Genomic DNA, 26,478 nt, shown 5'->3' with positions numbered 1-26,478 from the left:
AGGTGAGGACATGTATCATACCAAATGCCCTTAAGGGTAGAAAATTTTTGAAGGAGGGTTAGAAGTGGAGTATTCTAATTTAAGCGCTTTACAATTAGATGCACTTAAAGAAGTCTCTAACATAGGTGCAGGAAATGCAGCAACTGCTCTTTCCATGATGATAGGAAAAAAGATTGATATGACAGTACCAGCTGTAAATGTCGTAGGATTAGATGCATTAGTAGAAGAAAATGGAGAGATAGAAGTAGCTGGTACAGTTGTAAGAGTGCTAGGAGATATTGCAGGTAATATACTTTTAGTATTCGATAGAAAAACATCTGACAATGTAATAAGGAAATTAGTTGGGAGCGAGCAGTCACCAGAAAGTGAAATGGGTAAATCTGTATTGTGCGAGATAGCCAATATAATATCGGCATCATACATGAACTCAATTGCACAGTTAACAAATCTTGCTATTGCACCATCAGTACCAGCTACATCATATGATATGTTAGGGGCAATACTCACAACAACATTTATAGAATCTAATCAATATGATGAATATATATTAGATATAGAAACTGTATTTTTAGATTATGACACAGAAGAAAATATAGGTGGACACTTTTATTATATTCCAATGCCGGGGTCATTGGAGAGAATATTACAATCTATAGGAATAAATTAAATTTGGAGGGAAAAAATTATGGCTAAAGTTTTAATTGTAGATGATGCAGCTTTTATGAGAATGATGATAAAGGATATTTTAGAAAAAAATGATTTTGAAATAGTAGGAGAAGCAAACAATGGATTGGTTGCTGTTGACCTGTATAAAAAGGAAAAACCAGATGTTGTTACAATGGATATAACAATGCCTGATATGGATGGTATTGAGGCAGTTAAACAAATAAAGGCTTTTGATCCAGATGCTAAAGTAATCATGTGTTCAGCAATGGGACAACAATCAATGGTTATGGATGCAATAAGAGCTGGAGCTAAGGATTTCATAGTAAAACCATTCCAAGCTGACAGAGTTTTAGAAGCTATTAAAAAAGTTGTAGGATAATTTTATTTAGTTATGAGTTATGAGTTAACAGTTATGAGTTGACTGTAAAGTTATAAATTTTTAGGATTTAGGAATTATATTTTTATGAATTTAAAAAGAATTTAAGGCTAAGTAGTTAACATTAAAATTTCAACTGTTAATTGGAAGAAAGAGGAGGTGTAATTATGCAAATAGTAGTATTTAAATTAGGGGAAGAACATTTTGCAGTGGAAACAGAAAGAGTTCAAAGTATTAATGATACTATGGGAATTACAAAGGTTCCTAAAGCACCAGCTTATATTAAAGGGTTAATTAATTTACGTGGTAGTATTAAGTCTCTTGTTGATATAAACTTATTGTTAGATGTAACTCCAGGTGTAGAACAAAATAATATAATTATTTTGACTGTTGAGGATGAAGAAATAGGTATATCAGTTGACGAAGTTGAAGAAGTTTTAGATATAGATGAAAAAAATATACAAAAAGTTGACAAAGATGCAAACAGGTCACAAGCATACATAAAAGGAATATTAAATTATGATGATAAACTTCTTACAATAATAGATATTGACAAGTTATTAAATTAGTATTTTGAAATGAGGGAGAAATATGGCAGATGTCTTATCGCAGAGTGAAATTGATGCACTGTTATCTGCTTTATCTACAGGGGAATTAGAAACAGAAGAGGTTGGGAAAGAGGAAGAAAAACATAAGATTAAACTTTATGATTTTAGAAGTCCTCAAAAATTTTCAAAAGAGCATATAAGAACTCTTGAATTAATTCATGATAATTATGCTAGAATAATTTCTAATTATTTAACAGGTCAAACACGACTAAATGTTAAAGTTAAAATTGAAACTGTAGAGCAGATAACATATGAGGAATTTATACACTCTGTACAAAATCCTACCTTTATTACAATATTTAAAATGCCACCATTGGTAGGAAATATAATATTTGAAACTAATCCTCAATTTTCACTACAGATAATTGATGTTTTATTAGGGGGAAAAGGGGATAGGAAAGTTGAAGCTAAAGAGTTTACAGATATTGATAAAAACATAATGAGACAAATCACAACAGGAATGATCAATAACTTAAAAATGGCATGGGATACAATTATCGAAGTTGAGCCGGAAGTTGAAGCTATTGAAACTAATCCGGCTGTAAATCAAACTTTGGCCCCAAATGATCCTGTAGCGTTAATAACATTCTCGGTTGAAATGAATAAAAGAAGCACTTTTATAAATATGTGTCTTCCGTATCTAAGTATAGAAAAAATATTGGATAAATTAGTGGTTCAATATGCATTTAGAAATGATGATGAAGCTATGATGGCTGAATCACGAGAAAAACTAGAAAAAGGTATTAATAAAGTGGATGTTGATATTATAGCTGAACTTGGATGTACAAAGATTACTGTAGATGATTTCTTAAAATTAACAGTAGGCGATGTCATTAGACTTGATAATAAGAGCTCATCCCCAATAAAGGTATATGTAGGAAATGAAGAATGCTACTATGCTAAGCCAGGTATAGCAGGAAAGAATATGGGTGTAATGATTTTAGATATATCAGATAAGGAAGTGGATGAGTATGAGTAATAACTTTTTGTCACAGGAAGAAATAAATGCTTTATTATCAGGAGAAGATACAACTTCTACTGAAAGTGATAATGGAACAACAGCTAGCACAGATGCAGAGGTAATAACTGATCTTGATAAAGATCTGCTTGGGGAAATTGGAAATATTTCCATGGGCTCAGCCTCTACAGCATTATATCAGCTTATAAATCAACAAGTTAATATAACTACACCAGTTGTAACTGTAACAACTTTAAGAGAAATAAAGGAAGGATTTGAAACTCCTAATATTGTTTTAGATATAGAATATGTTACAGGGATCATTGGAAGAAATATACTAATAGTAAAAATAGCAGATGGTTTAGTAATATCTAATCTCATGATGGGTGGAGATGGAAACATTACAGAAGTTCATGAACTATCAGAAATAGAAATTAGTGCAGTATCAGAAGCCATGAATCAAATGATAGGTTCAGCAGCAACGTCTATGGCAACAATGTTTGGTAGAAAGGTTGATATTTCACCACCATCAGCAAGAGTTGTTACAGATGGAAATATGCCAATATCAGAGGCTATTCCAGAGGATGAGCCTATTGTAAGAGTATCATTTAAAATGACAATTGGAGATATTGTAGATAGTAATATAATGCAGATATTCCCGATTTCTACAGCAAAAAATATTGTAGCTATAATGACTGGAGAAGATAAACCTAAGGAGGAGCCAAAGGCAGAACCTGCCAAAGCTGCACCAAAAGAAAGTATTGCGAGTAAAGAAATACAACAACCTGTTAACAATGCACCAAGTATGGAACCGCAGTATAGTCAACCTCAGCAACAATATTATGAGCAACAACCATATTATGAGGCACCACCACAAAGAATGCAGCAACCAGTAGAAGTTCATTCAGCTGCCTTTGAACCATTGGCACCTCAAAATAATGTTCCACCTATAAAGAACATAGATTTAATTTTAGATGTTCCATTAGATATATCAGTTGTTTTAGGTAGAACAAAGAAGAGTATTCAAGATATCTTAAATTTAGGAACAGGTTCCTTAATTGAATTAGATAAACTTGCAGAAGAACCAGTTGAAATATTAGTTAACGGAAAGCAAATAGCACTTGGAGAAGTTGTTGTTGTTGATGAAAACTTTGGAATAAGAATAACTAGTATAGTAAGCAGTGTTGAAAGAATAAAGAAGCTAAGATAAACTAACTCCCGAAAGGGAGTTTTTTTATTTATCGAATTGCATAGATTTACCAGTAGAATTGTATAAATATTATGATATAATAAATTTACAGGATTACTAAAAAAGTAGCATGTGAGGTGAAAAAATGGAAAAGCAAATTCTAGAAATTCTTGGCAGGCTTGAAACTAAGATAAATACTATGGATGATAAAATAACAGTAATGGAGACCAAAGTGACTGGAATAGAAACTAAAGTTAGCGGGATAGAAACTAAAATTGGTGGTATAGAAAGTAAAATTGGTTTAATGGAACAAGATATTAAGGAGTTAAAGCAAAGTCAAGAACGAATAGAAAAGAAATTAGAATCTACACATGAACAAGTAGAAAGAACAGCAGAAGACATCACGAGCATAAAGAAAGACATTAATAATGTTGAAATGATAACAGCAAATAATTGGTATGATATAGCTAAAATAAAAGCAATTAAATAATAGGATGAGTTTGAATATATGAAGAGGGGGGCCTCTTCTTTTTTTTTATAAGAAAAAAGTGTAAACTTAATTGAAATTTGTACGATAACTATAATATTAGGATAAGGAATGGAGACGTGTGATATGAGTATTGATAGAATAAGTAGATCAGCATATATAAATGCTTATAATTCTAATAGTGGTAAAAATGTAGATAAAGTTACAAAGACTAGAAATGTGGACACAATAGAAATCTCAGACCTTGGAAAAAGTCTTAAAAATTATTCTTTAGAAAATAATGCGGCAAATATAAAAAAGATAACTGAGATTAAAAATAGGATAGATAGTGGTACGTACAGTATTGATGCTAGATTAACTGCAAAAAGTTTATTAAATGCAATGAAGGAGCAAAATGAATAACTATGATGAAAGAACTTATTAAATTAATGCAAAACCAAGATCAAGAGCTTAGGAAACTTTTAGAGTTGTTGGAAACTCAATATAACATGATAATGAGTAAAGATGTGTTTGGTTTAGAAGGGTTAGTTGATAAGATTTATGATTGTGGTAAGAAAATAGCAAAAGATGAAGTAGAAAGAAGAAATGTAACAGAAAATAGAAGTATTAAAGAGATTGTTATGGAATCAAATGATGATGAACTAAAGAAATTATATAGTGAGATTCAAGAAAATTTGAATCAAGTGATAGCCAGAAAAGAAACCAATGAATTATTATTAAAGCAGCAACTAGTTTTTAATAATAAAATGTTACAGTTGCTTAATCCAAATAGAGAAATTAAAACATATAATTCATATGGTAATTTGTCAAGATAAAACAAACAATAAGGATGTAAAAATTTTTATGACATGGAAGTTGGAATTATTGAAAGGTAGGAAAATAAATGTCAGGACTATTTGATACATTTACCATTGCAAAAAGAGGTTTAAATGTACAACAAGGAAATATCAATACGACATCACACAATATCTCAAATGCAAGTACAACAGGATATTCAAGACAAAGAGCTGTAATTCAAACTACAAGACCTTTTGGAGGAATGTCAAGATTTGATAGCTGTTCAGCTGGACAAGTTGGTACTGGTGCAGAAATAAAAACAATAGAAAGAATTAGAGATGTCTTCAAAGATTATCAAGTTAGAACTCAAAGAACAGCTAATGGTGCATTAAGTGAAAAAAATAGCTATTTAACACAAGTTGAAGACATATTAAATGAAACATCGGATACAGGTGTACAACAAGCTTTAAGTGATTTTTATGCAAAGTTTCAAACATTGTCTTTGGATCCAACAAAGTCAAGTAATAGAACAGTAGCTTTACAACAAGCTCAAACTTTAGCGGGTGCATTAAATACTAGATATACAGAACTTGAAACTAAAAAAAATGATATTCAAACTACATTGGGAAGTGATGTTACAGACATCAACAGTATGTTAGATCAAGTTAATGAGTTAAATAAGCAGATAGCAGGTGTATCAGCTGTTGGGATGACACCAAATGACTTAATGGATAAAAGAGATAATCTGCTTGACGAATTAAGTGAAAAATTTGGAATATCAACTAAAAGAGAAAAATATGAAGCAGTAGATATTACTACAACATTAGGTTCAAATACAGTAAATTTTGTTGATGGAAACGACTTTACAGGTGCAAATTGTAATAGATTATCTTATGTTACAGGAACAAGTTTAGATACTACAACAAATCCAGCAGCACCAACTCTTACAGTATCGTATGCAGTTATGGGAGATACAACTAACATAAAAACAATAACAATTACAGGTTCTGCAGCTACTGATGCAACACAATTAGATACAATAGGAAAAGGCTTAATGCAAAATAGAATCCTTGTTGGAGACCAAAATGGTCTAGTTCAGGATGTTTCTACGAATGCAAATGATTTAAATGGGCTTTCAGCCTATAGTGCAGCTGGAAATGCAACAATAACATTAAGTAATTTTAATACTAATAGTGCAAATGTAATTTTTGATATAAAGACTGGTGAAGTTGGAGGTAAGCAAACTGTACAAACTACGATTCAAAATTCTATGAATCAATTAGATAAATTGGCAGCTGGACTTGCATATACAGTTAACGCAATTCAAACTGGAACTGATGGAACGGCAACATCACCACTTACAAATAAAGATGCAATTTTTGTAACTAAAGCAACTAATGGAACAGCAGGAGTTACTGATACAGGTATCAATGCTAAGAATATAACAGTTAATTCAGTACTACAGACAGACCCATCAAAATTAAATTGTGGATTAACTGATGCTGATACAAGTGGAGAACATGCAGGAACAAGAGCTTTAGCAATAGCTAGTTTGAAAAACGTAAAAATGGACTTGAATAAAATTGATGTAACAAGTACATCCACAAGGAATGACTTCTTTAACAGGACCTCAGCAGCAGGAGGAAATTCAGGAGTTACCTTTAAAAGTACAACTGAATTATGTGATTTAAATGGTAATTCTACAGGAACAACTATGGATAATTACTATAAGAGTTTAATTAGTGACTTAGCTACAGTAACTAAAGGGGTAGCAAGCGATCTTGCAAATTCAGAAACTCAATTAGAAACTTATGAAAATGATAGATTATCAGAATCAGGAGTTTCAATAGATGAAGAAACAACAAATTTAATACAATATCAACATGCATATCAAGCAAATGCAAAGGTAATAAGTACTGTTAGTGAATTGCTAGATGTAGTTATAAATGGATTGATGAAGTAAAAGTTTAGTCAATAATTATCGATGATAAGTTATAGATATACAATGCAAGAATTATACTTATGCAACAATTACCGAAATCAGATACATTTATCTTCCACAGGACTAGTGAAATTTTCGCTAGAAGGTTCTAAATGGCAGCTTGTCATCATTTCAGCGTGTTCCAGATGTAAAAGCTCCAAGGAGAAAGTTCATGTTTCCAAATATAAAATTTGGACATTCACTTTTAGACAAGCTGAAAATGAAACAAGCCCCCATTAAGAACCATCATCAGCTCAATTTCACATGCCTGCTTCCAGAAAAATGTATCTAATTTCTAGAGTAGTGTTAAGATTATAATTTCTCAATGATGCATGTATATTCCATTTATCAGTTTGATTATTAATTTGGATATCTATATCAATAAATTAAAATAATTTATATGTTGGAGAATTGATAATAAGGGCAAATTGATTATAGTAAGAAAATTTTTGATATCAAAGAAGAGGTGAAAATAAATATGCCAAGAATAACTAATTCAATGCTTGTTGCAAATTATTTAAATAACACAAGAAGAAATTTAGGGAATATGAGCACTTTGCAAAATCAACTATCATCAGGTAGTCTTATAAAGAGGGCATCAGATAATCCATCTACTGCAACAAGAATTATGCAATTAAATAGTGAAATTGCAGCAAATAAGCAATATAATTCAAATATAAAGGATATGTCAAATTGGCTGGATACTACAGATACAGCATTATCAGAAGCAGGAAATGTATTTTCTAGAATAAGAGAACTTATGGTTAAGGCTGGAAATGGTTCTTATTCGCCGGATGAAATAAACAATATTAAAGATGAAGTAGTACAAAAGGTTTCGCAGCTAGGAGATATATTAAATTCATCTTATGATGGAAATTACATTTTTGGTGGAACCAAGAGTAATTCAAAACCTGTAAAAGCAAATAGTGATGGATCAATTAGTTATTTAGATAAGGATGGAAATAAGTTACCATGTACTGCAACTGGAGCTCAAATTACAAGTGGAACAAAAAGTGTTACCAGCATGTGCATAAATGGAACTGATATTATGATGCAGGTGACTGATACGAGTACAACTCCACCAACAGTAACACCAAAGACTGTTTCTACTGTAGATGTTTCGAATAATCCTAAAAATGCAGCAACCCTAAAGACAGATTTAGAAACAGCTACTTGGACTGGGTCTGGTAATGATTTATATTCATCGTATACAGCTGTAAACCAAATAGGTTCAAGCTTAAAAGGTGAAATATCAACAGGAGTTACTGTGGATTACAATCAAACTGCATCAAATATATTAAACTTTACTGATACTAACACAGGTACAAAGGTAAATGTATCTGATGTAATTAATAGTATAGTAACAGATATGAGTAATCCAACTGCAGCTAATTTAAAGGATCTTAATACTAATCAATTAGAAAGTATGGATTACATAACTAAGAATTTATTAAGATGTAGATCAAATGTAGGAGCATTACAAAATCGAATGGATTCAGCTCAATCAACTAATGAAGATCAAAACTATAATATGACAAATGTTTTATCAGAAGTTGGAGATGTTGATTATACTCAAAAAACTATGGAATATTCAGTAGCTCAAACTGTTTATACTGCATCTCTTCAAGTAAGCGGAAAAGTATTAACAAAGACATTATTAGATTATATTTAAAATAGAGGGTGTATATAGATGAAGTACATGTCAAAGGTTCATGGTGAAATAACATATGAAGATAAGGATATAATTACTTTTAAAAAAGGAGTTTTGGGTTTTGATCAGTTAAGAAAGTTTTTTCTTGTTGATTTAAAGGATACAGAACCTTTCAAATTGCTTCATTCATTAGAAGATGAAGAAATTGGGTTTATTGTAACATCTCCATATGAATTTTTTGATGATTATGAGATTAATTTAAATAATGAAGCAATTAATAACTTAAATATACAGTCTTCACAAGAAGTTATGATTTTAACTACTATAACGTTAAATTCAGATATAAAAAAGATAACGACTAATTTACAAGGTCCAATAATTATAAATATTTCTAATAATTTAGGGGAACAAATAATAGTAGATAACTCTAAATATAAAGTTAAAGAGCCCTTGATAAAGGAGTGATTAAATGCTAATTATAACGAGAAAAAAAGGTGAATCACTCATGATTGGTGATGACATAGAAATTACTATCAGCAAAATTGAAGATGGAAGTGTAAAAATAGGAGTGAATGCCCCTAAGAATGTATCTATATTAAGAAAAGAACTTTATGATCAGGTTAAAGATGAAAATAAAGAAGCAATTAAAATTGATATTGGTTTATTGAAGAACATAGCAAAGAAATAATGAGCAAGGGAAATGCGAATAAAAGGTAGGGAGGAATGTAAAACATGGATGTTAATGGAATTAGAAATGCTATAAATGTCAATAATGCTTATAATAATACTGGTGATGATAATGTTGCTGCTGACAATATTAAAACTTCAGATGTTAAGCAAACAGATAAAACAGATATTAATGATCAAAATAAAAATCCAATTGATAAAAAAGAATTAGATAAGGCTATGAATTATTTAAATAAGTTTTTAGAACCAGAAAAAACTCATGCAGAATATTCTATTCATAAAGATTTAGGTACTATGATAATTAAAATAGTTGATGATAAGACAAAAGAAACTGTTTTAGAAGCGCCGCCTAAAAAGATATTAGATATGATTGCAAGTCTATTAAGGGAAGATGGATTGTTAGATAAAAAAGTATAACTTTTCAGAAAATATGTATAATAATCTGATGGAGGAGATATAGTTGGAATTTATATTGAATAAAATAGATACTGATATGAGAAAAAAACTCCAAGAAGAAATAGAAATAAGTAAAATACATTCTGGAAAGAAGATTACAGGGAAAAAAGATTTGAAAGATGAAAAGAACTCCAACGAAAGAGAAAAGAATAATAAACAAAAAAAAATTATGAGATACGTTACAATTGATGGAGTGAAATATGAACATAAATCAATGTCAATTAGAGCAGAAAAAATTGAAAATATTTATGAAGATAATTCTAAAGGAAGAATTTTAGACGCAAAAAAATAGGAGGACTAGAAATGTATCCAAATGCTTATAATGTGTATAAAAGTAATAGTGTAAATTATGCATCTAAAGAACAATTATTATTAATGTTGGTTGAGGGTGCAGTTAAATTTGCAAAGATTGGAAGACAAGCTATGGTAGATAAGGATATCGAAAAAGCTAATTCTAGTTTAATTAGGACACAAGATATATTTACAGAGTTAATGGTTAGTTTAGATACTACTCAAGGAGAATGGACAAAACAAATGCTTAGCATATATGAGTTCATTAAGCGACAATTAGTACAAGCTAATTTGAAGAAAGACGTCAAAATAATGGATGAAATTATTCCTTTGATAGAAGATGTTAGTAATCTATGGCATGACGCATATAAAGAAGCTAAGAGACAGGGATAATATTCGATTATAAATATCAATAAGCAAAAGTGTAAATCGTCAATCAATGTTATTGGTGATTAAAATTGTGAATTTATTATATATTACAATATTACAAGAAGATGAAATAAAAAAAGGAGTGATAAAAATGACAGTTAGAATGACAGGAATTACAGGATTGTTAGATACTGATGCACTTGTTTCGGCATCTATGCAGCCTTATAAAACAAAATATACAACACAACAGCAAAAAGAACAGTTATTAGAATGGAAACAGGAAGCATACAGAGATATAATGAAAGATGCTAATGCGTTGTATACTAAATATTTAACATCTGATGGATCAAGTAGTTTATTAATGTCAAGTACGTATAATGCGTCAAAGTTTACGTCAACTCAAGACGGAACTGTTTCAGTTACTGGAGCAGCCGGGGCAGCTATTGAAAATTATAGTGTTGATGTAGCACAGTTAGCAGCAAAAGCTTCTACAACACTAAAAGCAACAGATATATCTTCATCAGCTACTTTGGATCTTGTTTTTGGAGGAAAATCAATAGATACTATTAACACATCTGGAAAGAGTCAATCACAAATAACATCAGAATTGAATGCTGCACTAAAAGCAAAAGGAATAAGTGCAACAGCAAAAACTAGTGATTTTTCTGGTGGGATAGTAATAGAATCATCTGATATGGGAAGTGATATAAGTTTTACAGCTACATTAAAAGATAGCGGTGGAACAGAATTAAATACAGCTACAAAGACTGCTACTGGTAAAAATCTTTATGCAACTATTAAAAAAGCTGATGGAACTACATATACAATATCAGATTCTCAACATAAGAGTAATAGTAATAATGTAACTCTTGATGGAGTAACTTTTAATTTTAAAGATACAACAGGAGCAAGTACAACACCAGATGCAAGCGGTAATTTTACTGGAGGAACTTCGGTTAAAATTACAGGTTCAAAGGATGTAAGTGGGGTGAAAGATAAAATAAAATCTTTTATAACTGACTACAATGCTCTTTTAGGAAAGATTAATACAAAATTATATGAGAAATATGATAAAGCTTATCAGCCGCTAACTGATGATCAAAAAAAAGATATGTCAGAAACTCAAATTACAAAATGGGAAACTAAGGCAAAAACGGGATTGCTGCATAATGATAGTTATTTAGACGAATTAGCACAAAGTATGAAAGATGCAATGTCAGGGATAACAGGAGATAAAATGGTGTCATCTTCTGGATTAACATTAGAAAAGATCGGTATAAAGCCAGTTGAAGATTATTCATCACAGAATGGATTGTATGAAATTGATGATGCTGCTCTTACAACAGCACTTGAAAATAATATGGATGCAGTACAAGAACTTTTTTCAAAAAATACAGGAACTGTATCTTCTTCAGGGTTAGGTAAGCAGCTAGGAGATGTAATGTGGAATCAAGTTAAAAAGACGGATTCTACATTTGATAGTTTAGCTGGAACTGAAAATGGAAAAAATGCATTGACAAACGATTTAAGCAAGCAAATAACTGATATGAAAAAGAAAATAGCAGAGATGAAAACTGACTTAGATGATAGAGAAAATACACTTTATACTAAATATGCAAAAATGGAAAGTGCCTTGAGTAAATTGCAATCTCAACAATCGTCATTGTCTAGTTATTTTTCTAGTGGAAGCTAACTTTAATACATAGATTATAAAATAACTTTTAATTGAAAAGAGTGCTAAATATGAATTTGTATGAATGTTTAGAGAATTATAAAAAAATCACTTTAGAATTAATAGAAAAAATTAAGCAGGATAATGATGAATTTGAAGAGCTTATCGAGAAAAGAAGCGAAGTATTGGAGAATATTAAAAATTTGAATTTTTCCTCAGAAGAATTTAAAAAAATAGTTAATGATTTTGATTTATTAATACTAGATGAAGAACTTGTAAGGTTAATGAAAGTAGAACAGGTAAAAATAAAAAGTAAAATGGATGTTATTAAAAGAGGCCGTCAAGCTGCCAAGAATTATAATAGAGCTTTTGAATTTCAGAATTTTTTTACTGCTAGAAGTAAATAAGGTAATTAAATAAAATTATTGAAAAAAAATTTCGAAAAAGTATAAAGTAATTTATAAATAAGACGAATAAATAAACATAAGCTTAAGCTATTAACTCTTAAGAGTTGATATAAATTATTTTAAATTAGGACATGGAAGTCCAAATTTCAAAAATCAAGGAGGAAATTATAATGATAATTAATCACAATCTTAGTGCTATGAATGCACACAGACAAATGGGAATCAACACAGGAGCTGCTTCAAAATCTATTGAAAAATTAAGCTCAGGTCAAAAAATCAACAGAGCTGGAGACGATGCTGCAGGATTAGCAATCTCTGAAAAAATGAGATCTCAAATCAGAGGATTAGATCAAGGTTCAACTAATGCTCAAGATGGTGTATCTTTAGTACAAACTGCTGAAGGTGCAATGACTGAAACTCATGCAATGTTACAAAGACTTAAAACATTAGCTACTCAAGCTTCTAATGGAACTTTACAATCAGCTGATAGAAAGCAAATTCAAACAGAAGTTGCTCAATTAAAATCAGAAATCTCAAGAATAGCTTCTACAACTAACTTCAATGGAATCAACTTAACTGGTTCTGCAGCTGGAAAAGTTACATTCCAAGTTGGTGGAGAAAAAGGTAATGATATATCAGTACAATTAAGTTCTGCTAAAGCAAACAACCTTGGAACTAAGAATGCTACTGGTACTGGTTTCGCTCAAATGAGTTATAGTAATGGGGTAGGTACAACTACAGTTAATGCTGAAGCAAGCTTAAGTAATATTTCTCTTTCAAGCCAAGGTGGAGCAGTTGCTGCATTAAAGGTTATTGATGATGCTATTAACCAAGTATCAACAATGAGAGCTAACTTAGGAGCTGTTCAAAACAGATTAGAACATACTATTACTGCTACTGATAATACATCAGAAAACTTACAAGCAGCAGAATCAAGAATAAGAGATACAGATATGGCTAAGGAAATGATGAATTACACTAAGAACAATATCTTAACTCAAGCTGCACAATCAATGTTAGCTCAAGCTAACCAACAACCAAACAAAGTTCTTAACTTATTACAAGGCTAATTTTATAAGAATTAAAGAGTGTCGTTTTGGCACTCTTTTTTTATTAAAAAAATATAGAATTATGCTTTGAATTAAAGTTATTTAAAAATAATATTTAAGAAAAAATGAAAGCTGTCGATAATTACTTATAAGGAGTGAAGTGATAGCATGAGTTTAGAGATAGATGTGTCAAAAGATGGATATAAGATATTAAAAGTTAATATAGATGACAAAAAAATGTATTTGGGAAGCAAATACAATCAAAAGCGAGAAATTGAAAAGTTTTTGAGCAATTTAGATCAAATAACAGAAAAAGATAATTATGTAGTCTTTGGATTGTCTTTTGCTGAACACATTGAAGAATTACTAAAAATAACTTATGAAAATAGTAAAATTTTAATTATAGAGTTTAATAAAGAGTTGAAAGAATATTGCAAAAAAGATTTAAAAATTAGAAGAATATTAGAAAATCCAAGAGTTACATTGCTTGAAGATAATGATGATATTAAATTGTTTTTTGCTGAAAATATAAATGAAGTTAATGTTAATCAGCTACAAACACTAATTTATGGTAAGTATTTAAAAGTTTATAAAAAGGAATTAATGAAAACTTATTATCTTATAAGAGATGAACTGATCAGCGTTATTTTGGTAAGGAATACAGGAATTGTTTCGGGAGAGTTGAGATTTGATAATTTTTTAAGAAACTTAAAGTATATTGCTAAATCAACAATGGTAAATAATTTAAGGGGAAAATATGAGAATAAACCTGCTATAATAGTTTCAGCAGGACCATCTTTGAGTAAAAATATTGATAATTTAAAAAATGTAAAAAATGCTTTGATTTTAAGTGGTGGAAGAACTTTAACAACATTAATGGAAAAAAATATAATGCCAAATGCAATTGGTGTTGTTGACCCAGCTGATGTTTCATATAGACTCGTAGAAAAATATATTGATAAGATAAATTGTCCCCTTATTTATAACGATCAAATACATCCTGGAATTTTAGAAAAACACAATAAAAATAATTTTATTACTAGAATAAATACATTTTTAGATGATTTATGGGATGAACCTCCTTATATTTTAAGCTGCGGAGGTTCGATAGCACATAGTTTAACAGTTTTAGCTATATATATGGGATGTAGTCCGATTATTTTTATAGGTCAAGATTTTGCATATACTGGAGAACGAGGACATGATATATCATCGGGAAATAGATGGAGAGAATGGGGATTTGATGAGTACAAACGTGATGATGATATATATGTGGAAGATATAAATGGGGAACCTGTAAGGACTAGTTTATTATTAAATGATTATAAAAAATCAATGGAACAAATAATAGATGCATGCCCAGAAATTGAATTTATAAATGCTACTGAAGGTGGAGCTAATATTAGGGGAGCAAAAAATGAAAAATTATCGGAAGTTTTAAAAAAATTAGATAAATACGATGTTGTTGATTTGAATGAATATTTGGAAAAAGAAGATAAAACAAAAATTATAATTGAAAAATTAGAAGAGTCATTAAAGAATTTTAACAAATACATAAAGCTGTGTGAAAAAGCAGATAGATTATTAAAGGATTATAAACAAAGCTATAATATAAAAAATGATAAAAAGTTATATGAAAGTGAAAATGCATTAAACAAAGTTGATCAAGAAATTAGAAGAAATTTAGAAGAATTATATATCCTTAATTTTGCATTAAGCAGAATGATATATGAAGTGGAAAGTAATAACGAGTTTGTAATAAATAAAAATGATTCTGAAAAAGTTATGTTTAAAAAGAATGTTGAAAGATCAGCTGCAATTTATGCAGGAATAAAAAATATTGTAAAAGAATGTTATAATAAAATAGAAAATACAGTTAAAGAATTAAAGGAGAATGGTGATGGAAAATAAGCTTGAAGTATTGAAGGATGCTTATAATTATATAGATAATTTGAATAGTGGAATTAACGAATTAGGAAATGCAATAAATAGTGGAAATGAAGAAAAAGGAGTGAAGTTAATTCCATTGATTTGCGATGGTATAGAATGGATTACTCAAGTAATAAGTTTAACTAGAGATCTTCAAAAAGTAGAAATATCTGTTGGAGATTTGAATGAAAAGCTAGAAGAAACTATAGAAGCTTTAGACAATGAAGATTTTATATTAGTAGGTGATTTGTTTAGTTATGAAATAACACCAATCTTAAACGATATTAAAGATAAGTTAGGAGAGATAATTAATCGTTAAGAAATTTAAAGTGTATATATTTTAATACTATGTATTTGGAGGGGTAGCATGTTAAATGGTAAATCAATTTTAATAACAGGTGGTACAGGTTCTTTTGGTAAAAAGTTTACTGAAAGAATTCTAAATGAGTATGATCCGAAGAAAATTATAATATATTCAAGAGATGAATTTAAGCAGGATGTAATGAGGAAGAATTTTTCAATCAAGTATCCTGATAAAGTACATAAATTGAGATTTTTCATTGGAGATGTTAGGGATAAAGAAAGGCTTTATAGAGCTTTTAAAGATATAGATTATGTAATTCATGCAGCTGCAATGAAACAAGTCCCAGCATGTGAATATAATCCTTTTGAAGCTATAAAAACTAATATTCATGGAGCGCAAAATATTGTTGATGCAGCAATTGATTGTAATGTTAAAAAGGTTGTAGCGTTATCTACTGATAAAGCTGTTAATCCAATAAATTTATATGGAGGAACAAAGCTTGTTTCGGATAAATTATTTATTTCAGGCAACGCTTATTCAGCTGGACATGGAACAGTTTTTTCAGTTGTTAGATATGGAAATGTATCGGGAAGTCGAGGATCTGTAATTCCATTTTTTGAAGCACTAATAAAAGAAGGCAAGAAGGTATTACCGATAACTGATACAAGAATGACGAGATTTTGGATAACCTTAGATGAAGGCGTAGATTTGGTAATTAAAGCTCTTAAAGAATCAAGAGGAGGAGAAACTTATATTTCAAAGATACCTTCCTTTAAAATTACTGATTTAGCTTTTGCAATGTTAAATAATGCTGATATAGAGGAAATAGGAATAAGAGAAGGCGAAAAACTTGACGAAGTAATGGTTGCCAAAGATGATTCAAGAATGACTTATGAATATGAAAAACATTATATAATATATCCTCACTTCGACTGGTGGAATTCTCAAAATCATATGACTCCAGGTGGAAAATTAGTAGAAGATGGTTTTGAATATAATTCTGGAACTAATAAAGAATGGCTTAATGTGCAAAAATTAAGAGAAGTGCTTAAAAAAGAAGGCTTATATGATTATGAAAAATACAAATAATCAATGTACGATGGACAATGGACAAAGGATAATTAAGGATAATAAACCAAGTTTATTGCTAACTTCTATAGGAAAAAGAGTGCAGCTTATCAAACATTTAAGTAAAAGTTTTAAGGTGATTGGTGTAGATGCAAGTGAAATTAATCCGGCTAAAGCTTTTGTACATAAATTTTATAAAATTCCAAAAGCAAGTGAAAAAAATTACATTGAGACGTTAATGGAAATTTGTAAAAAAGAAAAAGTTAAAGTATTGATTCCTTTATATGAAGGAGAATTTGAAATATTACATAATGAAAGAAGTCAATTTTATAGTATAGGAACGATTGTATTATTAAGTAATAAAGAAATATTAAATATATGTAAAGATAAAGAAGAAACTTATGAGTATTTTGTTAATTCAGTAATTAATATACCTAAGGTTTATTCAAAAACTGAACTTGGAGACATTTTAACTTATGGTGATATTGATAAATTTCCATTAATAGTAAAACCTAAATGTGGAATGGGTAGCGATAATGTCTTTAAAATTAATAATTTTAAAGAATTGAAATTCTTTGAAGAATATGTAAAGGATGGAATGATACAAGAATTTATTTCAGGAGATGAATATACAGTTGATACCTTAGTAGATTTAAGTGGAAATCCAATATATATAGTGCCAAGAAAAAGAATTGAAGTTAGATCAGGAGAAGTAGTAAAAAGTGCTACTGAAAAAAATAAAAGTATAATAGATGAAACATTGAAAGTAATAGAATATTTAAATAAGTTAAGGGATAAAAATGGACTAGCTTTATGTGGACCATTAACGATACAATTCTTTAAAACACTGGAAGAAAAAGTTTACTTATTAGAGATTAATCCAAGGTTTGGAGGAGGAGTTCCTTTATCATTTGAAGCTGGAGCAGATTATGGACGACAAATTTTAAGCATCCTGGATGGAGGACAAGTGAAATATACAAAAGAATTTAAAGAAATTACTATGCTTCGTTACGAAGAAGCGGTTTATATATAATAAAGAACTAAAGTTATAGTACTTGATTTATGATTGAGGTGAATTTTGTGGAATTTGAATATATTATTGTACAAGCAGGTGGAAAAGGAACAAGAATGGAGTACTTAACCAGTAATAAGCCTAAGGCTTTAGTTCCTATTAAAAATCTTCCAATGATATTTCATCTATTTAAAAAATATCCAGATAAGAAATTTATAATAATAGGTGATTATAAAATAGATGTACTAAAGAGCTATTTAGAAGTATTTGCAGAGGTGAAATACTTGGTTGTAGACGCAAGAGGAAAGCAAGGTACCTGTGCTGGAATTAATGATGCACTTGAATTGATTCCAAATAAAGAAGCATTTATGCTTATATGGTCTGACTTAGTGTTATCAGATGATTTTACTATTAGTATTACTGAGTCAAATTGTATTGGATTATCAAAAGATTTCACGTGCAGATGGAGATATGAAAATGGTGAATTTGAAGAAGTACCATCTGAAAATACAGGTGTTGCAGGTTTGTTTATATTTAAAGAAAAATCAATAATTTCAGATGTGCCAACTTCAGGAGAATTTGTAAGGTGGTTGAAAAACAAAAAAATTAAATTTAATATTGTTTCTTTAAATAGGACTAAAGAGTTTGGATTATTAAAAGAACATGAAAAGATTGAAAGTGATAGATGTAGACCTTTCAATAAATTGATCATTAAGGAAGAGACAATTATAAAAGAAGGAATTGATGAGCAAGGACAGAAATTAGCTGTAAGAGAAAAAAAATGGTATAAAGAAGTTAAAAAATTAGGTTTCAATAAAATTCCGGAAATTTATTCATTTGAACCATTAGAAATGGAGAAAATAGACGGAAAGAATGTATTTGAATATGATTTTACATACGATCAGAAAAAGGAAATATTAAAAAATATAATAGGTAATCTAAAAGAGCTACATGAACTTGGCCAAGCTACTGTAGATTATTTTAGTATTAAAGAAGCTTATATAACTAAGACATTTGACAGATTGAATAAAATAAGAGATTTAGTGCCTTATGCAGATAAAGAGGTAATAACTATAAATGGTCGACAATGTCGAAACATATTTTATAGTAAAGAAAAACTAGAAAAGATGTTCTCTAATTATTCGATTGAAGAATTTAAATTATTGCACGGAGATTGTACTTTTTCTAATATAGTTTTGAAAGAAGGTATTGATCCTAAATTGATTGATCCAAGAGGATATTTTGGATTTGTTGAATTATATGGAGATGTGGCCTATGATTGGGCTAAATTATATTATTCAATAGTAGGAAACTATGACCAATTTAATTTAAAAAGGTTTAGAATAAATATTAATGAAGATAATATTAATCTGGAAATAGATTCTAATGGATGGGAAGATACGGAAGATTACTTTTTTGAATTAATTGGAGAAAACGTAAGAAAAGAAGATATTAAACTTATACATGCAATAATATGGCTATCTCTTACAACATATGCATGGGAAGATTATGATTCAATATGTGGGGCATTTTATAATGGACTTTATTATTTGGAGGAAATTCTAAAGTGAAGAAAGTAATTATTTTTGGAACAGGAGCTACATCAAAAATAGTAAATAGTGGATTGAAAGAAGATGTTGATATAGTATGTTATTGTGATAATGATAAGAGTAAATGGGGGAAAATATTCGATGAAAAAGAAGTTATTTGTCCAGAAAATATTAAAGAAATAAATTTTGACTATATTATAATAGCAAGTCAATTCAATGATGAAATATATAATCAACTAATTGAGATTGGGATAAACCAGGTGAAAGTACTTCAGTTTTTTAAGTATATTGACTCATTTTGGAGTTATGTAGAATTTGACCTTTTACAGCTATATAACAACAGGGAAAATGTTGAAGGCATAATTACTGGAATATCATATGCTGAAAAGGGAATAAATGAAAAAGTATTAATCAAAAATTTTAATAAATTGACAAGACACAGCCAAGATTTGTATTATGACTATAATTTGGTTAATTATGCAATAGATAAATACAAGGAAGAAATGAAAAATCTAAAGTATGTAATAATAAGTTTGAGTTATTACTCATTTGAATATGATATGTCACTTTCAGCAATGAAGGGAAAGGTACAGGCTTATTATAAAGCTATTGGTAAAGAACATCATTTATTGGACATAGATAGATATTTAAGTGAGACTGAGAATAATGAATATATTGTTAAAGAAGTATTCCATTTAGATATTTATGGATATCCTAAAGTGAAATGGAACATAACTTCTTCTGATAAAAAAATTGATTTAGTTAATGAAGAATATGGAAAGAGGCAAGCTTTATTGGATTGTAATAAAAATTATTATGAAACAGTAAAAGAGAATACTGAGATTTTACAAAAATACTTACAATTATTAAAAGATAATAATATAAAACCGATAATAGTTGTTTGTCCAGTATCAAAATACTATTCAAAGTATTTTCTTCAATCTATGAAAGAAGAATTTTACTCAATAATTAACAAAGTAAAAGAACAATATAGTTTTCAATTTCTAGATTATTTTAATAATAAATTATTTGAGGATAGCGATTTTTATGATGTTTCACACTTAAATGAGATAGGAGCAGAAAAATTTACTCGTATATTAAATAAAGATATTATATGGGATACAGACTCTGTATAGAATTGAAAAGTAAATTATATATATTTATGAAGTTGTGTAATATAAATAGGATGTGGTTAACGAATATGGAAATAAGACAAATACTTGAACAAAATATTAATAAGGCACAAGAAGGACGGAACTTATGGATTGAAATATGCAATAAGTATAAATTAGGTGATGAAGATTATGTTATTTTAATGCCATCATTAAATGCTGAATATAATTATTATGCTCTTTTGCATCTTAGTGAATTCATAGATAGAGTGAGAGCGGAAAAAATCATAATATTGACTTATGATGAAAATGTAAAAAAAATAGGAAAAATGTTTTCGAATAAAATATGTGATATTTATGATTTTTCTAGAGAAGAAGCGGAATATTTAATGAAATTTTATTGTTTATATATGTTTACAGATAAACTTATAATAATTTCACTAGAAGAACCAGAAGGTAGGAATGGAAGACAACTTATTGGAAAGAAAGGAATTACATTGGAAGAACTGATTGCTATAGGAATATATGGACTTAAAGAATGTAAAAAGATTATACCTCCGAATTATAATGGAAACGATGAAAAGATAAAAAAGTTTCTTTCAATAGAATAACTGTTGGTGTGATATATATTTTATATTTTTTGATTTATCTCTTTAATATTTTAATAGTGAATTTGATTTTGGAGGAAGTATTATGATATCTTATTTTGAAGATCTATTAAAGATTATTTCTAAATCTTTAGATAGTGTAGATGAAGAATCTTTTAACAGACTTGTTGATGAAAGTGTGAACACTTTAAGAAGTGGAAAAAAAATTATTGTTTCTGGTCTTGGAAAAAATGTTCCAATATGTGAAAAGTTTGTTGGAACTATGTCATCTTTAGGATTAAATTCTTGTTTTTTACATACAAATTCAGCAATTCATGGTGATATTGGTGTTGTACATAAAGATGATTTGGTTATAGTTCTCACAAAAAGTGGAGAAACTTCTGAATCAGTTTATCTAGTAAAACATTTAAAAATGAAGGATGCTAGATTATGGTTGTTATCTTTTTGTAAGAAGAGTACATTAACCTCAATGATTGAAGATATAGTTATTCTAGATTTAGAAAATGAAGGCGACATGTGGAATATAATGCCTAATAATTCTACTACGCTGAATCTCATAATATTACAAGCTCTAGCTATGCATATAGCTATGCGTATGGAAATTAAGCTAGAGGATTTTAAAGAAAATCATCCAGGTGGACATATAGGAGATTTATTAAAAGATGAATAGTAAGGATATAAAAGTATCTCCGTTAGGGAAAACTTGGATATTTGATATTGATGGTACGATAGCTAAGCATAATGGATATAAAATAGATGGCGAAGATTCATTATTACAAAGAGCTAAAGAATTTTTTAATAATATTTCTGAAAAAGATATGATAGTTTTTATAACTTCTCGAACAATAGATATGAAGAGTGAAACAGAAAAGTTTTTAATTAAAAACGGAATTCGATTTGATCATATTATTTACAATGCACCGTTTGGAGAAAGGATTTTAATAAATGATAAAAAACCATCTGGGTTAGAAACGGCAATTGCTATTAATACAGATAGAGATGTTTTTCTTGCAACCAATTTTGAGGTTGATGAAAGGCTATAATTTTAGGTGGTGTTGTATTGAATAATGAATTGATTATTAGTATGAAAAACAAATTAGATATTATGATTAATGAAAATGTGTTCAAAGATAGATATATTATTCTTTTTGGGGCTAATAATCCAGGTGATGAAGTAATAAGTTACTTGTCTAAAAACAATGTGATGGTAGACGCGATTATTGATAATAACCCAATTAACAGTGGAAAAAAATTATTGGATGTTCCTATATATAAGCCGAATGATTTATTAAAAGATTACAAAGAAAACCTTTTGGTGCTTATTTGTTCTAGTTATTATTTTGAAATGAGAGCACAGCTTGAAAAAATGGGATATATTGCAGATAAACATATTATTAGAATATTGGATATGAATGTAGGGATAGAATATTCGATTGAAGAGGATATGTTTCATAGGAATTTAGAATTCATTTTTAATGCAATGAAAACATATGAGGCTATTCAAAATAAATATGGTGAAAATAAATTTATTTTTCTAAATCCTATTAGAGCAAATGGTGATGTTTATATTACTTGTAGATATTTGGAAAGCTATCTTGAAAAGTTCAAAATTAATAATTATGTTTTAGTGGTTATAGGTAATGGATGTTATAACGTCGCAAGACTTTTTGGTATTAATAATGTTGAAGTAGTTAATCAAAATGAAATGGACTTACTTGTAAGGTTACAAAGGTTTTTAAGAAGTGCTCAAATTAGAATAATGACTGTTCAACCATATATAATGTATACTAATTTTTTGAATAACATTGATGGATATAAAGGTCTGAATTTTAATGATTTTTTTAAATATTCATTGTTTGAACTAGATGATATTTCAAAAGCAAAAACTCCTAATATTATATATGATGGGAACAAATTAAAAAAGCTAATAAAAGAGTTCTCATTAGTTAAAGGAAAGACAGTAATTATTTCTCCATATGCTAATAGCATTCCTAAATTATCATGGAAGTTTTGGATTAATCTTGTTAAAAGATTAAATGAAGCAGGATATAAAGTATTTACTAATAGTGTAGGAGAAAGAGAAGAAATCATTCCGAATACTGAACCATTATTTATTGATTTTTTCGATATAATTGATGTTTTGGAGTATGCAGGAATATTTATTGGAATTAGAAGTGGACTTTGTGATATATTAAGCACTGCTAAATGCAAAAAAATAATATTATATCCAGACAAAGCATGTGGATTTGGTAAAGTAATTGATGTTTATGGAATTAGAAATATGGGATTTTCTGAAGATATCATAGAAATTGAAGCAGATGATAATATTGAAGTTATAATAGAACAAGTATTAAAGAATATTTAGGTGTGGTGGAGCAGATTAGATGAATTCTAAGTATATTGATGAATTAAATAAAAATTTGGATAAGCTAATTGCAAATGATAATTTTAGAAACAAATACATTGTGGTTTTTGGTGCAAATAAGCCGGCTGAAAAAACAATATTACATTTGAAGTCAAAGAATATATATGTAGATGCTATTATTGATAATAGTAAAAGTAAAGCTGGTAAAAAGATGTTAGGAATAACTATATATACTCCAGAAGAATTGTTAACGGAATTTATTGAGAATGCAGTTATCCTTATAGCATCACAGTATTATAAAGAAATGAAAACACAACTAGAACGTATGAAATATATAGAAGAAGTAAACATATTTAGAACAATTAGATATAAAAATTATACTGTGGATAAAGAATATTTTGATGAAAAAGTTTCTGATGTTATTCAGGGTTATGATGTGTATAGGAAAATTATTGGAAAGTATGGAGATGAAAAGACAATTTTGATTTGTCCTTATAGAGGCATTGGTGATATATATTTTATAAGTAGTTATTTAAATGAATATTTAATTAAAAATAATGTTAAAGAGTATGTTTTGGTAGTGGTCGGCAATACATGTAAAAGGGTAGCTGCTATGTTTAATATTGGCAATATAGAAGTATTAGAACAAAGTGAATCTGATAATTTAGTTGACTTATATAGAATGATTAAAAATGAGGTTAATTTTATAAAGGTATTAAGTCATAATTATATACATACGGATATTTTAAATAAATTTGAAAGCTCTAATAAGTTATTTTGGGGTGAGTTGTTTAAATATGGAGTTCTTGAAATAGATGAAAATTCGACCAAAACTATTCCTTTAGTTTGCAAAAGAAGCGAGTATGTTGAAGAATTATTTGCCCAAAATAATTTAATAAGAGGTAAAACAGTAATATTGTCACCATATGCAAATACAATAGTTAGATTAGAAGATGGAGTTTGGGAAGAGATTGTTGAACAATTGAATCAAAAAGGATATAAAGTTTGCACAAATAGTGTTGGTGCTGAAGAGCCACCAATTGAAAAAAGTATACCGTTAGAATTTCCATTAGAAGAGGCTGTTTCAGTGATTGAATATGCGGGGACTTTTATAGGGGTAAGAAGTGGTTTTTGTGATTTGATAAGTAACGCAAAAGCTAAAAAAATTGTTTTATATCCAGATAATCAAAGCTTATTCTTTAGTATAAAAGAAATGGGGCTATCAGATGATATCAGTGAAATTGTTATTGGCTAGTAAGGAGGTTCTCTTGTGATTAGTGTTATTATACCGGCTTATAATGTAGAAAAATATATTGATAAATGTCTAGAGAGTGTTGTTAATCAAACATTTAAAGATATTGAAATTATTCTTATTAATGATGGGTCAACTGATAAGACTGATGAAAAATGTTTGAAGTGGGCAAATAGAGATAAAAGAATAATATTTATCAATAAGTTAAATGAAGGGCAAGGAACTACAAGAAATTTAGGGATTAATATAGCTAGTCGAGAGTATATAATTTTCGTTGATTCAGATGATTGGTTAGAACTAAATGCGTTAGAAGAAATATATAATTATATAACTAAAAATAATGCAGATGTATGTTTGTTTGACTATTACGAGATTTATAAAAGTGAATTTGGTGATTTGGAAAAAAAATATATTAATATGCCTAGTAGTATAGAGAAATCAGTTAATGTATTTGAAAGAAAAGATTTGATTTCAACAATGATAACAATTTTATGTAATAAGATGTTTAGAAGATCATTGTTTATTGAAAACAATATTAAAATGACAAACAATATATGTGAGGATTTAGCTATATTACCACTGATTTTTACAAAAGCAAAGTTAATATGTCATTTAAAACAAGCCTTGTATAATTATAATTTAATAAGAGAAGGAAACATGTCAACAAATTTTTCGAGAATTGCAGAAGTGAAAGATAGTTTAGAAAATTTAAAAAATAATTTTCTAAAGGACAATTTGTTTGAAGAATTTTATAATGAATTGTATGAACTATCCTTTTCGATTATTAAAATTTTTATGAGAAGAGCAGCTCTGAATTTAAATGAGCACGAGTTTGAAAAAATAAAAAATCTATTTATTGGCTTTTTAAACGAAAATTACGGTATTTATACGAAAAATAATAAATTAATTGATGGGAATGTATATGTATGGGGAAGTTACAATACTAGAATAATTGTTCATAAATTACTAATATATAATCAAAATTTAAAAAAGCATTTTTGTTCAAGCAGTATAATTAGTGCAATGTCAACTAAACCAAAAGAATTAAATAATATAAAGATAAATAGCAATAATAACTTTAGAAGAGAAATGATAGAGTATGATATAAATAAAACTATTATGAATTTAAGTAAAAGCGAATCAGAAAGTATAGATTTTTTATTTATAGATTTATTAGAAGAAATAAACGATATTATGAAATTATCAGAATCGTATATTACAAAATCCGCTTTTTTTGATGAGGCTGAAATAAAATTAGATGATAGTTATGAAATTTTAAAAATAACAGATTCAAATAGAACTAAGCTTTGGAAAAAATATTGTAGTGAATTTATAATATTTTTAAATAACAATTTTGGTAACGCTAGAATTGTACTGATTAAAACTAAATTAGCTGAGAAATATGGCACGTATAATTATGTTGAAAGTTTTAGTAATGAAAGTGAAATAAGGAAAATCAATAGTATACTGGACGAATATTATGAATTTTTTGAGAAAAACATAAAGAATATTATAGTTATAAGCTTAGAGGATATGAATTATAAATTTACCGATAGGAACTTTGAATATGGATGTCATCCATATTATTTTAATAGTATTTACTATAATTTAATTGATAGACAAATAAGATTAAAATTATAAAAATAATTAGGAG

30 protein-coding genes are annotated in these 26,478 nt (G+C 28.6%); all 30 read left to right on the top strand.

What is annotated here, in order from left to right; all coding sequences use genetic code 11:
* Positions 1-64 precede the first annotated feature (64 nt).
* The 30 genes from CSPA_RS22275 (at position 65) to CSPA_RS28975 (ending at position 26,465) form a co-directional block, all read left to right on the top strand.
* Positions 65-667, top strand: a complete 603-nt coding sequence (locus CSPA_RS22275) for a chemotaxis protein CheC (protein ID WP_015394652.1) — start codon at positions 65-67, stop codon at positions 665-667.
* Between the two features lie 18 nt (positions 668-685).
* Positions 686-1,045, top strand: a complete 360-nt coding sequence (locus CSPA_RS22270; RefSeq protein ID WP_015394651.1) for a response regulator — start codon at positions 686-688, stop codon at positions 1,043-1,045.
* Between the two features lie 164 nt (positions 1,046-1,209).
* Positions 1,210-1,611, top strand: a complete 402-nt coding sequence (locus CSPA_RS22265; protein WP_015394650.1) for a chemotaxis protein CheW — start codon at positions 1,210-1,212, stop codon at positions 1,609-1,611.
* Positions 1,612-1,633: 22 nt separating this feature from the next.
* Positions 1,634-2,629 (top strand): flagellar motor switch protein FliM, encoded by a 996-nt coding sequence (gene fliM / locus CSPA_RS22260; RefSeq protein WP_015394649.1) that lies wholly within the window; start codon positions 1,634-1,636, stop codon positions 2,627-2,629.
* Entirely contained in the window at positions 2,616-3,818 is a 1,203-nt protein-coding gene (gene fliY, locus CSPA_RS22255; protein ID WP_015394648.1) for a flagellar motor switch phosphatase FliY, read from the top strand. Before fliM ends, fliY begins: the two co-directional genes overlap by 14 nt.
* Before the next feature lie 124 nt (positions 3,819-3,942).
* A complete protein-coding gene (locus tag CSPA_RS22250) occupies positions 3,943-4,287 on the top strand; it encodes a hypothetical protein (protein WP_015394647.1) in 345 nt (114 codons plus the stop codon).
* Between the two features lie 123 nt (positions 4,288-4,410).
* Positions 4,411-4,686 carry a flagellar biosynthesis anti-sigma factor FlgM gene (locus CSPA_RS22245; RefSeq protein WP_015394646.1) on the top strand — a complete coding sequence of 92 codons (276 nt, stop codon included), beginning with the start codon at positions 4,411-4,413 and terminating at the stop codon, positions 4,684-4,686.
* A gap of 2 nt (positions 4,687-4,688) precedes the next feature.
* On the top strand, positions 4,689-5,099 hold the full coding sequence (locus CSPA_RS22240) for a flagellar protein FlgN (protein ID WP_015394645.1): 411 nt from the start codon (positions 4,689-4,691) through the stop codon (positions 5,097-5,099).
* 68 nt (positions 5,100-5,167) lie between these two features.
* On the top strand, positions 5,168-7,024 hold the full coding sequence (gene flgK, locus CSPA_RS22235; RefSeq protein ID WP_015394644.1) for a flagellar hook-associated protein FlgK: 1,857 nt from the start codon (positions 5,168-5,170) through the stop codon (positions 7,022-7,024).
* Positions 7,025-7,520: 496 nt separating this feature from the next.
* The gene (flgL, locus tag CSPA_RS22230) at positions 7,521-8,714 is read left to right on the top strand and encodes a flagellar hook-associated protein FlgL (protein ID WP_015394643.1); all 1,194 of its coding nucleotides are present in this window, start codon (positions 7,521-7,523) and stop codon (positions 8,712-8,714) included.
* An 18-nt stretch (positions 8,715-8,732) separates the two neighbouring features.
* On the top strand, positions 8,733-9,158 hold the full coding sequence (gene fliW / locus CSPA_RS22225) for a flagellar assembly protein FliW (protein WP_015394642.1): 426 nt from the start codon (positions 8,733-8,735) through the stop codon (positions 9,156-9,158).
* A 4-nt stretch (positions 9,159-9,162) separates the two neighbouring features.
* On the top strand, positions 9,163-9,381 hold the full coding sequence (gene csrA, locus CSPA_RS22220; protein WP_015394641.1) for a carbon storage regulator CsrA: 219 nt from the start codon (positions 9,163-9,165) through the stop codon (positions 9,379-9,381).
* Between the two features lie 44 nt (positions 9,382-9,425).
* Entirely contained in the window at positions 9,426-9,797 is a 372-nt protein-coding gene (locus CSPA_RS22215) for a flagellar protein FlaG (RefSeq protein WP_015394640.1), read from the top strand.
* A gap of 43 nt (positions 9,798-9,840) precedes the next feature.
* Positions 9,841-10,128 carry a hypothetical protein gene (locus CSPA_RS22210; RefSeq protein WP_015394639.1) on the top strand — a complete coding sequence of 96 codons (288 nt, stop codon included), beginning with the start codon at positions 9,841-9,843 and terminating at the stop codon, positions 10,126-10,128.
* An 11-nt stretch (positions 10,129-10,139) separates the two neighbouring features.
* Positions 10,140-10,520 (top strand): flagellar export chaperone FliS, encoded by a 381-nt coding sequence (gene fliS, locus CSPA_RS22205; RefSeq protein WP_015394638.1) that lies wholly within the window; start codon positions 10,140-10,142, stop codon positions 10,518-10,520.
* A gap of 67 nt (positions 10,521-10,587) precedes the next feature.
* The gene (fliD, locus tag CSPA_RS22200) at positions 10,588-12,189 is read left to right on the top strand and encodes a flagellar filament capping protein FliD (protein WP_017810404.1); all 1,602 of its coding nucleotides are present in this window, start codon (positions 10,588-10,590) and stop codon (positions 12,187-12,189) included.
* Between the two features lie 50 nt (positions 12,190-12,239).
* Positions 12,240-12,575, top strand: a complete 336-nt coding sequence (gene fliT, locus CSPA_RS22195) for a flagellar protein FliT (protein WP_015394636.1) — start codon at positions 12,240-12,242, stop codon at positions 12,573-12,575.
* Between the two features lie 170 nt (positions 12,576-12,745).
* Entirely contained in the window at positions 12,746-13,645 is a 900-nt protein-coding gene (locus tag CSPA_RS22190; RefSeq protein WP_015394635.1) for a flagellin N-terminal helical domain-containing protein, read from the top strand.
* A gap of 147 nt (positions 13,646-13,792) precedes the next feature.
* Entirely contained in the window at positions 13,793-15,535 is a 1,743-nt protein-coding gene (locus CSPA_RS22185; RefSeq protein WP_015394634.1) for a motility associated factor glycosyltransferase family protein, read from the top strand.
* Positions 15,525-15,872, top strand: coding sequence for a DUF8042 domain-containing protein (locus tag CSPA_RS22180; RefSeq protein WP_015394633.1), 348 nt, complete (start codon positions 15,525-15,527; stop codon positions 15,870-15,872). The genes CSPA_RS22185 and CSPA_RS22180 overlap by 11 nt, the downstream gene beginning before the upstream one ends.
* Before the next feature lie 48 nt (positions 15,873-15,920).
* Positions 15,921-16,946, top strand: coding sequence for a UDP-N-acetylglucosamine 4,6-dehydratase (inverting) (pseB, locus tag CSPA_RS22175; protein WP_015394632.1), 1,026 nt, complete (start codon positions 15,921-15,923; stop codon positions 16,944-16,946).
* The gene (locus CSPA_RS22170) at positions 16,924-17,958 is read left to right on the top strand and encodes an ATP-grasp domain-containing protein (protein WP_015394631.1); all 1,035 of its coding nucleotides are present in this window, start codon (positions 16,924-16,926) and stop codon (positions 17,956-17,958) included. Before pseB ends, CSPA_RS22170 begins: the two co-directional genes overlap by 23 nt.
* A 47-nt stretch (positions 17,959-18,005) precedes the next feature.
* Positions 18,006-19,508 (top strand): NTP transferase domain-containing protein, encoded by a 1,503-nt coding sequence (locus CSPA_RS22165; RefSeq protein WP_015394630.1) that lies wholly within the window; start codon positions 18,006-18,008, stop codon positions 19,506-19,508.
* Positions 19,505-20,623: a nucleoside-diphosphate sugar epimerase/dehydratase gene (locus tag CSPA_RS22160; protein WP_015394629.1), complete on the top strand. Its 1,119-nt coding sequence runs from the start codon at positions 19,505-19,507 to the stop codon at positions 20,621-20,623. Before CSPA_RS22165 ends, CSPA_RS22160 begins: the two co-directional genes overlap by 4 nt.
* A 65-nt stretch (positions 20,624-20,688) precedes the next feature.
* The gene (locus CSPA_RS22155) at positions 20,689-21,210 is read left to right on the top strand and encodes a hypothetical protein (protein WP_015394628.1); all 522 of its coding nucleotides are present in this window, start codon (positions 20,689-20,691) and stop codon (positions 21,208-21,210) included.
* An 82-nt stretch (positions 21,211-21,292) separates the two neighbouring features.
* Entirely contained in the window at positions 21,293-21,877 is a 585-nt protein-coding gene (locus CSPA_RS22150; protein ID WP_015394627.1) for an SIS domain-containing protein, read from the top strand.
* Positions 21,870-22,250, top strand: coding sequence for an HAD family hydrolase (locus CSPA_RS22145; RefSeq protein ID WP_015394626.1), 381 nt, complete (start codon positions 21,870-21,872; stop codon positions 22,248-22,250). Before CSPA_RS22150 ends, CSPA_RS22145 begins: the two co-directional genes overlap by 8 nt.
* A gap of 41 nt (positions 22,251-22,291) precedes the next feature.
* Complete coding sequence (locus CSPA_RS22140; protein WP_241393372.1) at positions 22,292-23,572, top strand: glycosyltransferase family protein; 1,281 nt, start codon at positions 22,292-22,294, stop codon at positions 23,570-23,572.
* A gap of 19 nt (positions 23,573-23,591) precedes the next feature.
* Positions 23,592-24,827, top strand: a complete 1,236-nt coding sequence (locus CSPA_RS22135) for an ADP-heptose--LPS heptosyltransferase (protein ID WP_015394624.1) — start codon at positions 23,592-23,594, stop codon at positions 24,825-24,827.
* A 15-nt stretch (positions 24,828-24,842) separates the two neighbouring features.
* Positions 24,843-26,465 carry a glycosyltransferase gene (locus CSPA_RS28975; RefSeq protein WP_015394623.1) on the top strand — a complete coding sequence of 541 codons (1,623 nt, stop codon included), beginning with the start codon at positions 24,843-24,845 and terminating at the stop codon, positions 26,463-26,465.
* Positions 26,466-26,478: the final 13 nt, after the last annotated feature.

This window comes from Clostridium saccharoperbutylacetonicum N1-4(HMT) (assembly GCF_000340885.1).
Lineage (GTDB): Bacteria > Bacillota > Clostridia > Clostridiales > Clostridiaceae > Clostridium > Clostridium saccharoperbutylacetonicum.
This window is presented reverse-complemented; position numbering and strand designations above follow the sequence as displayed.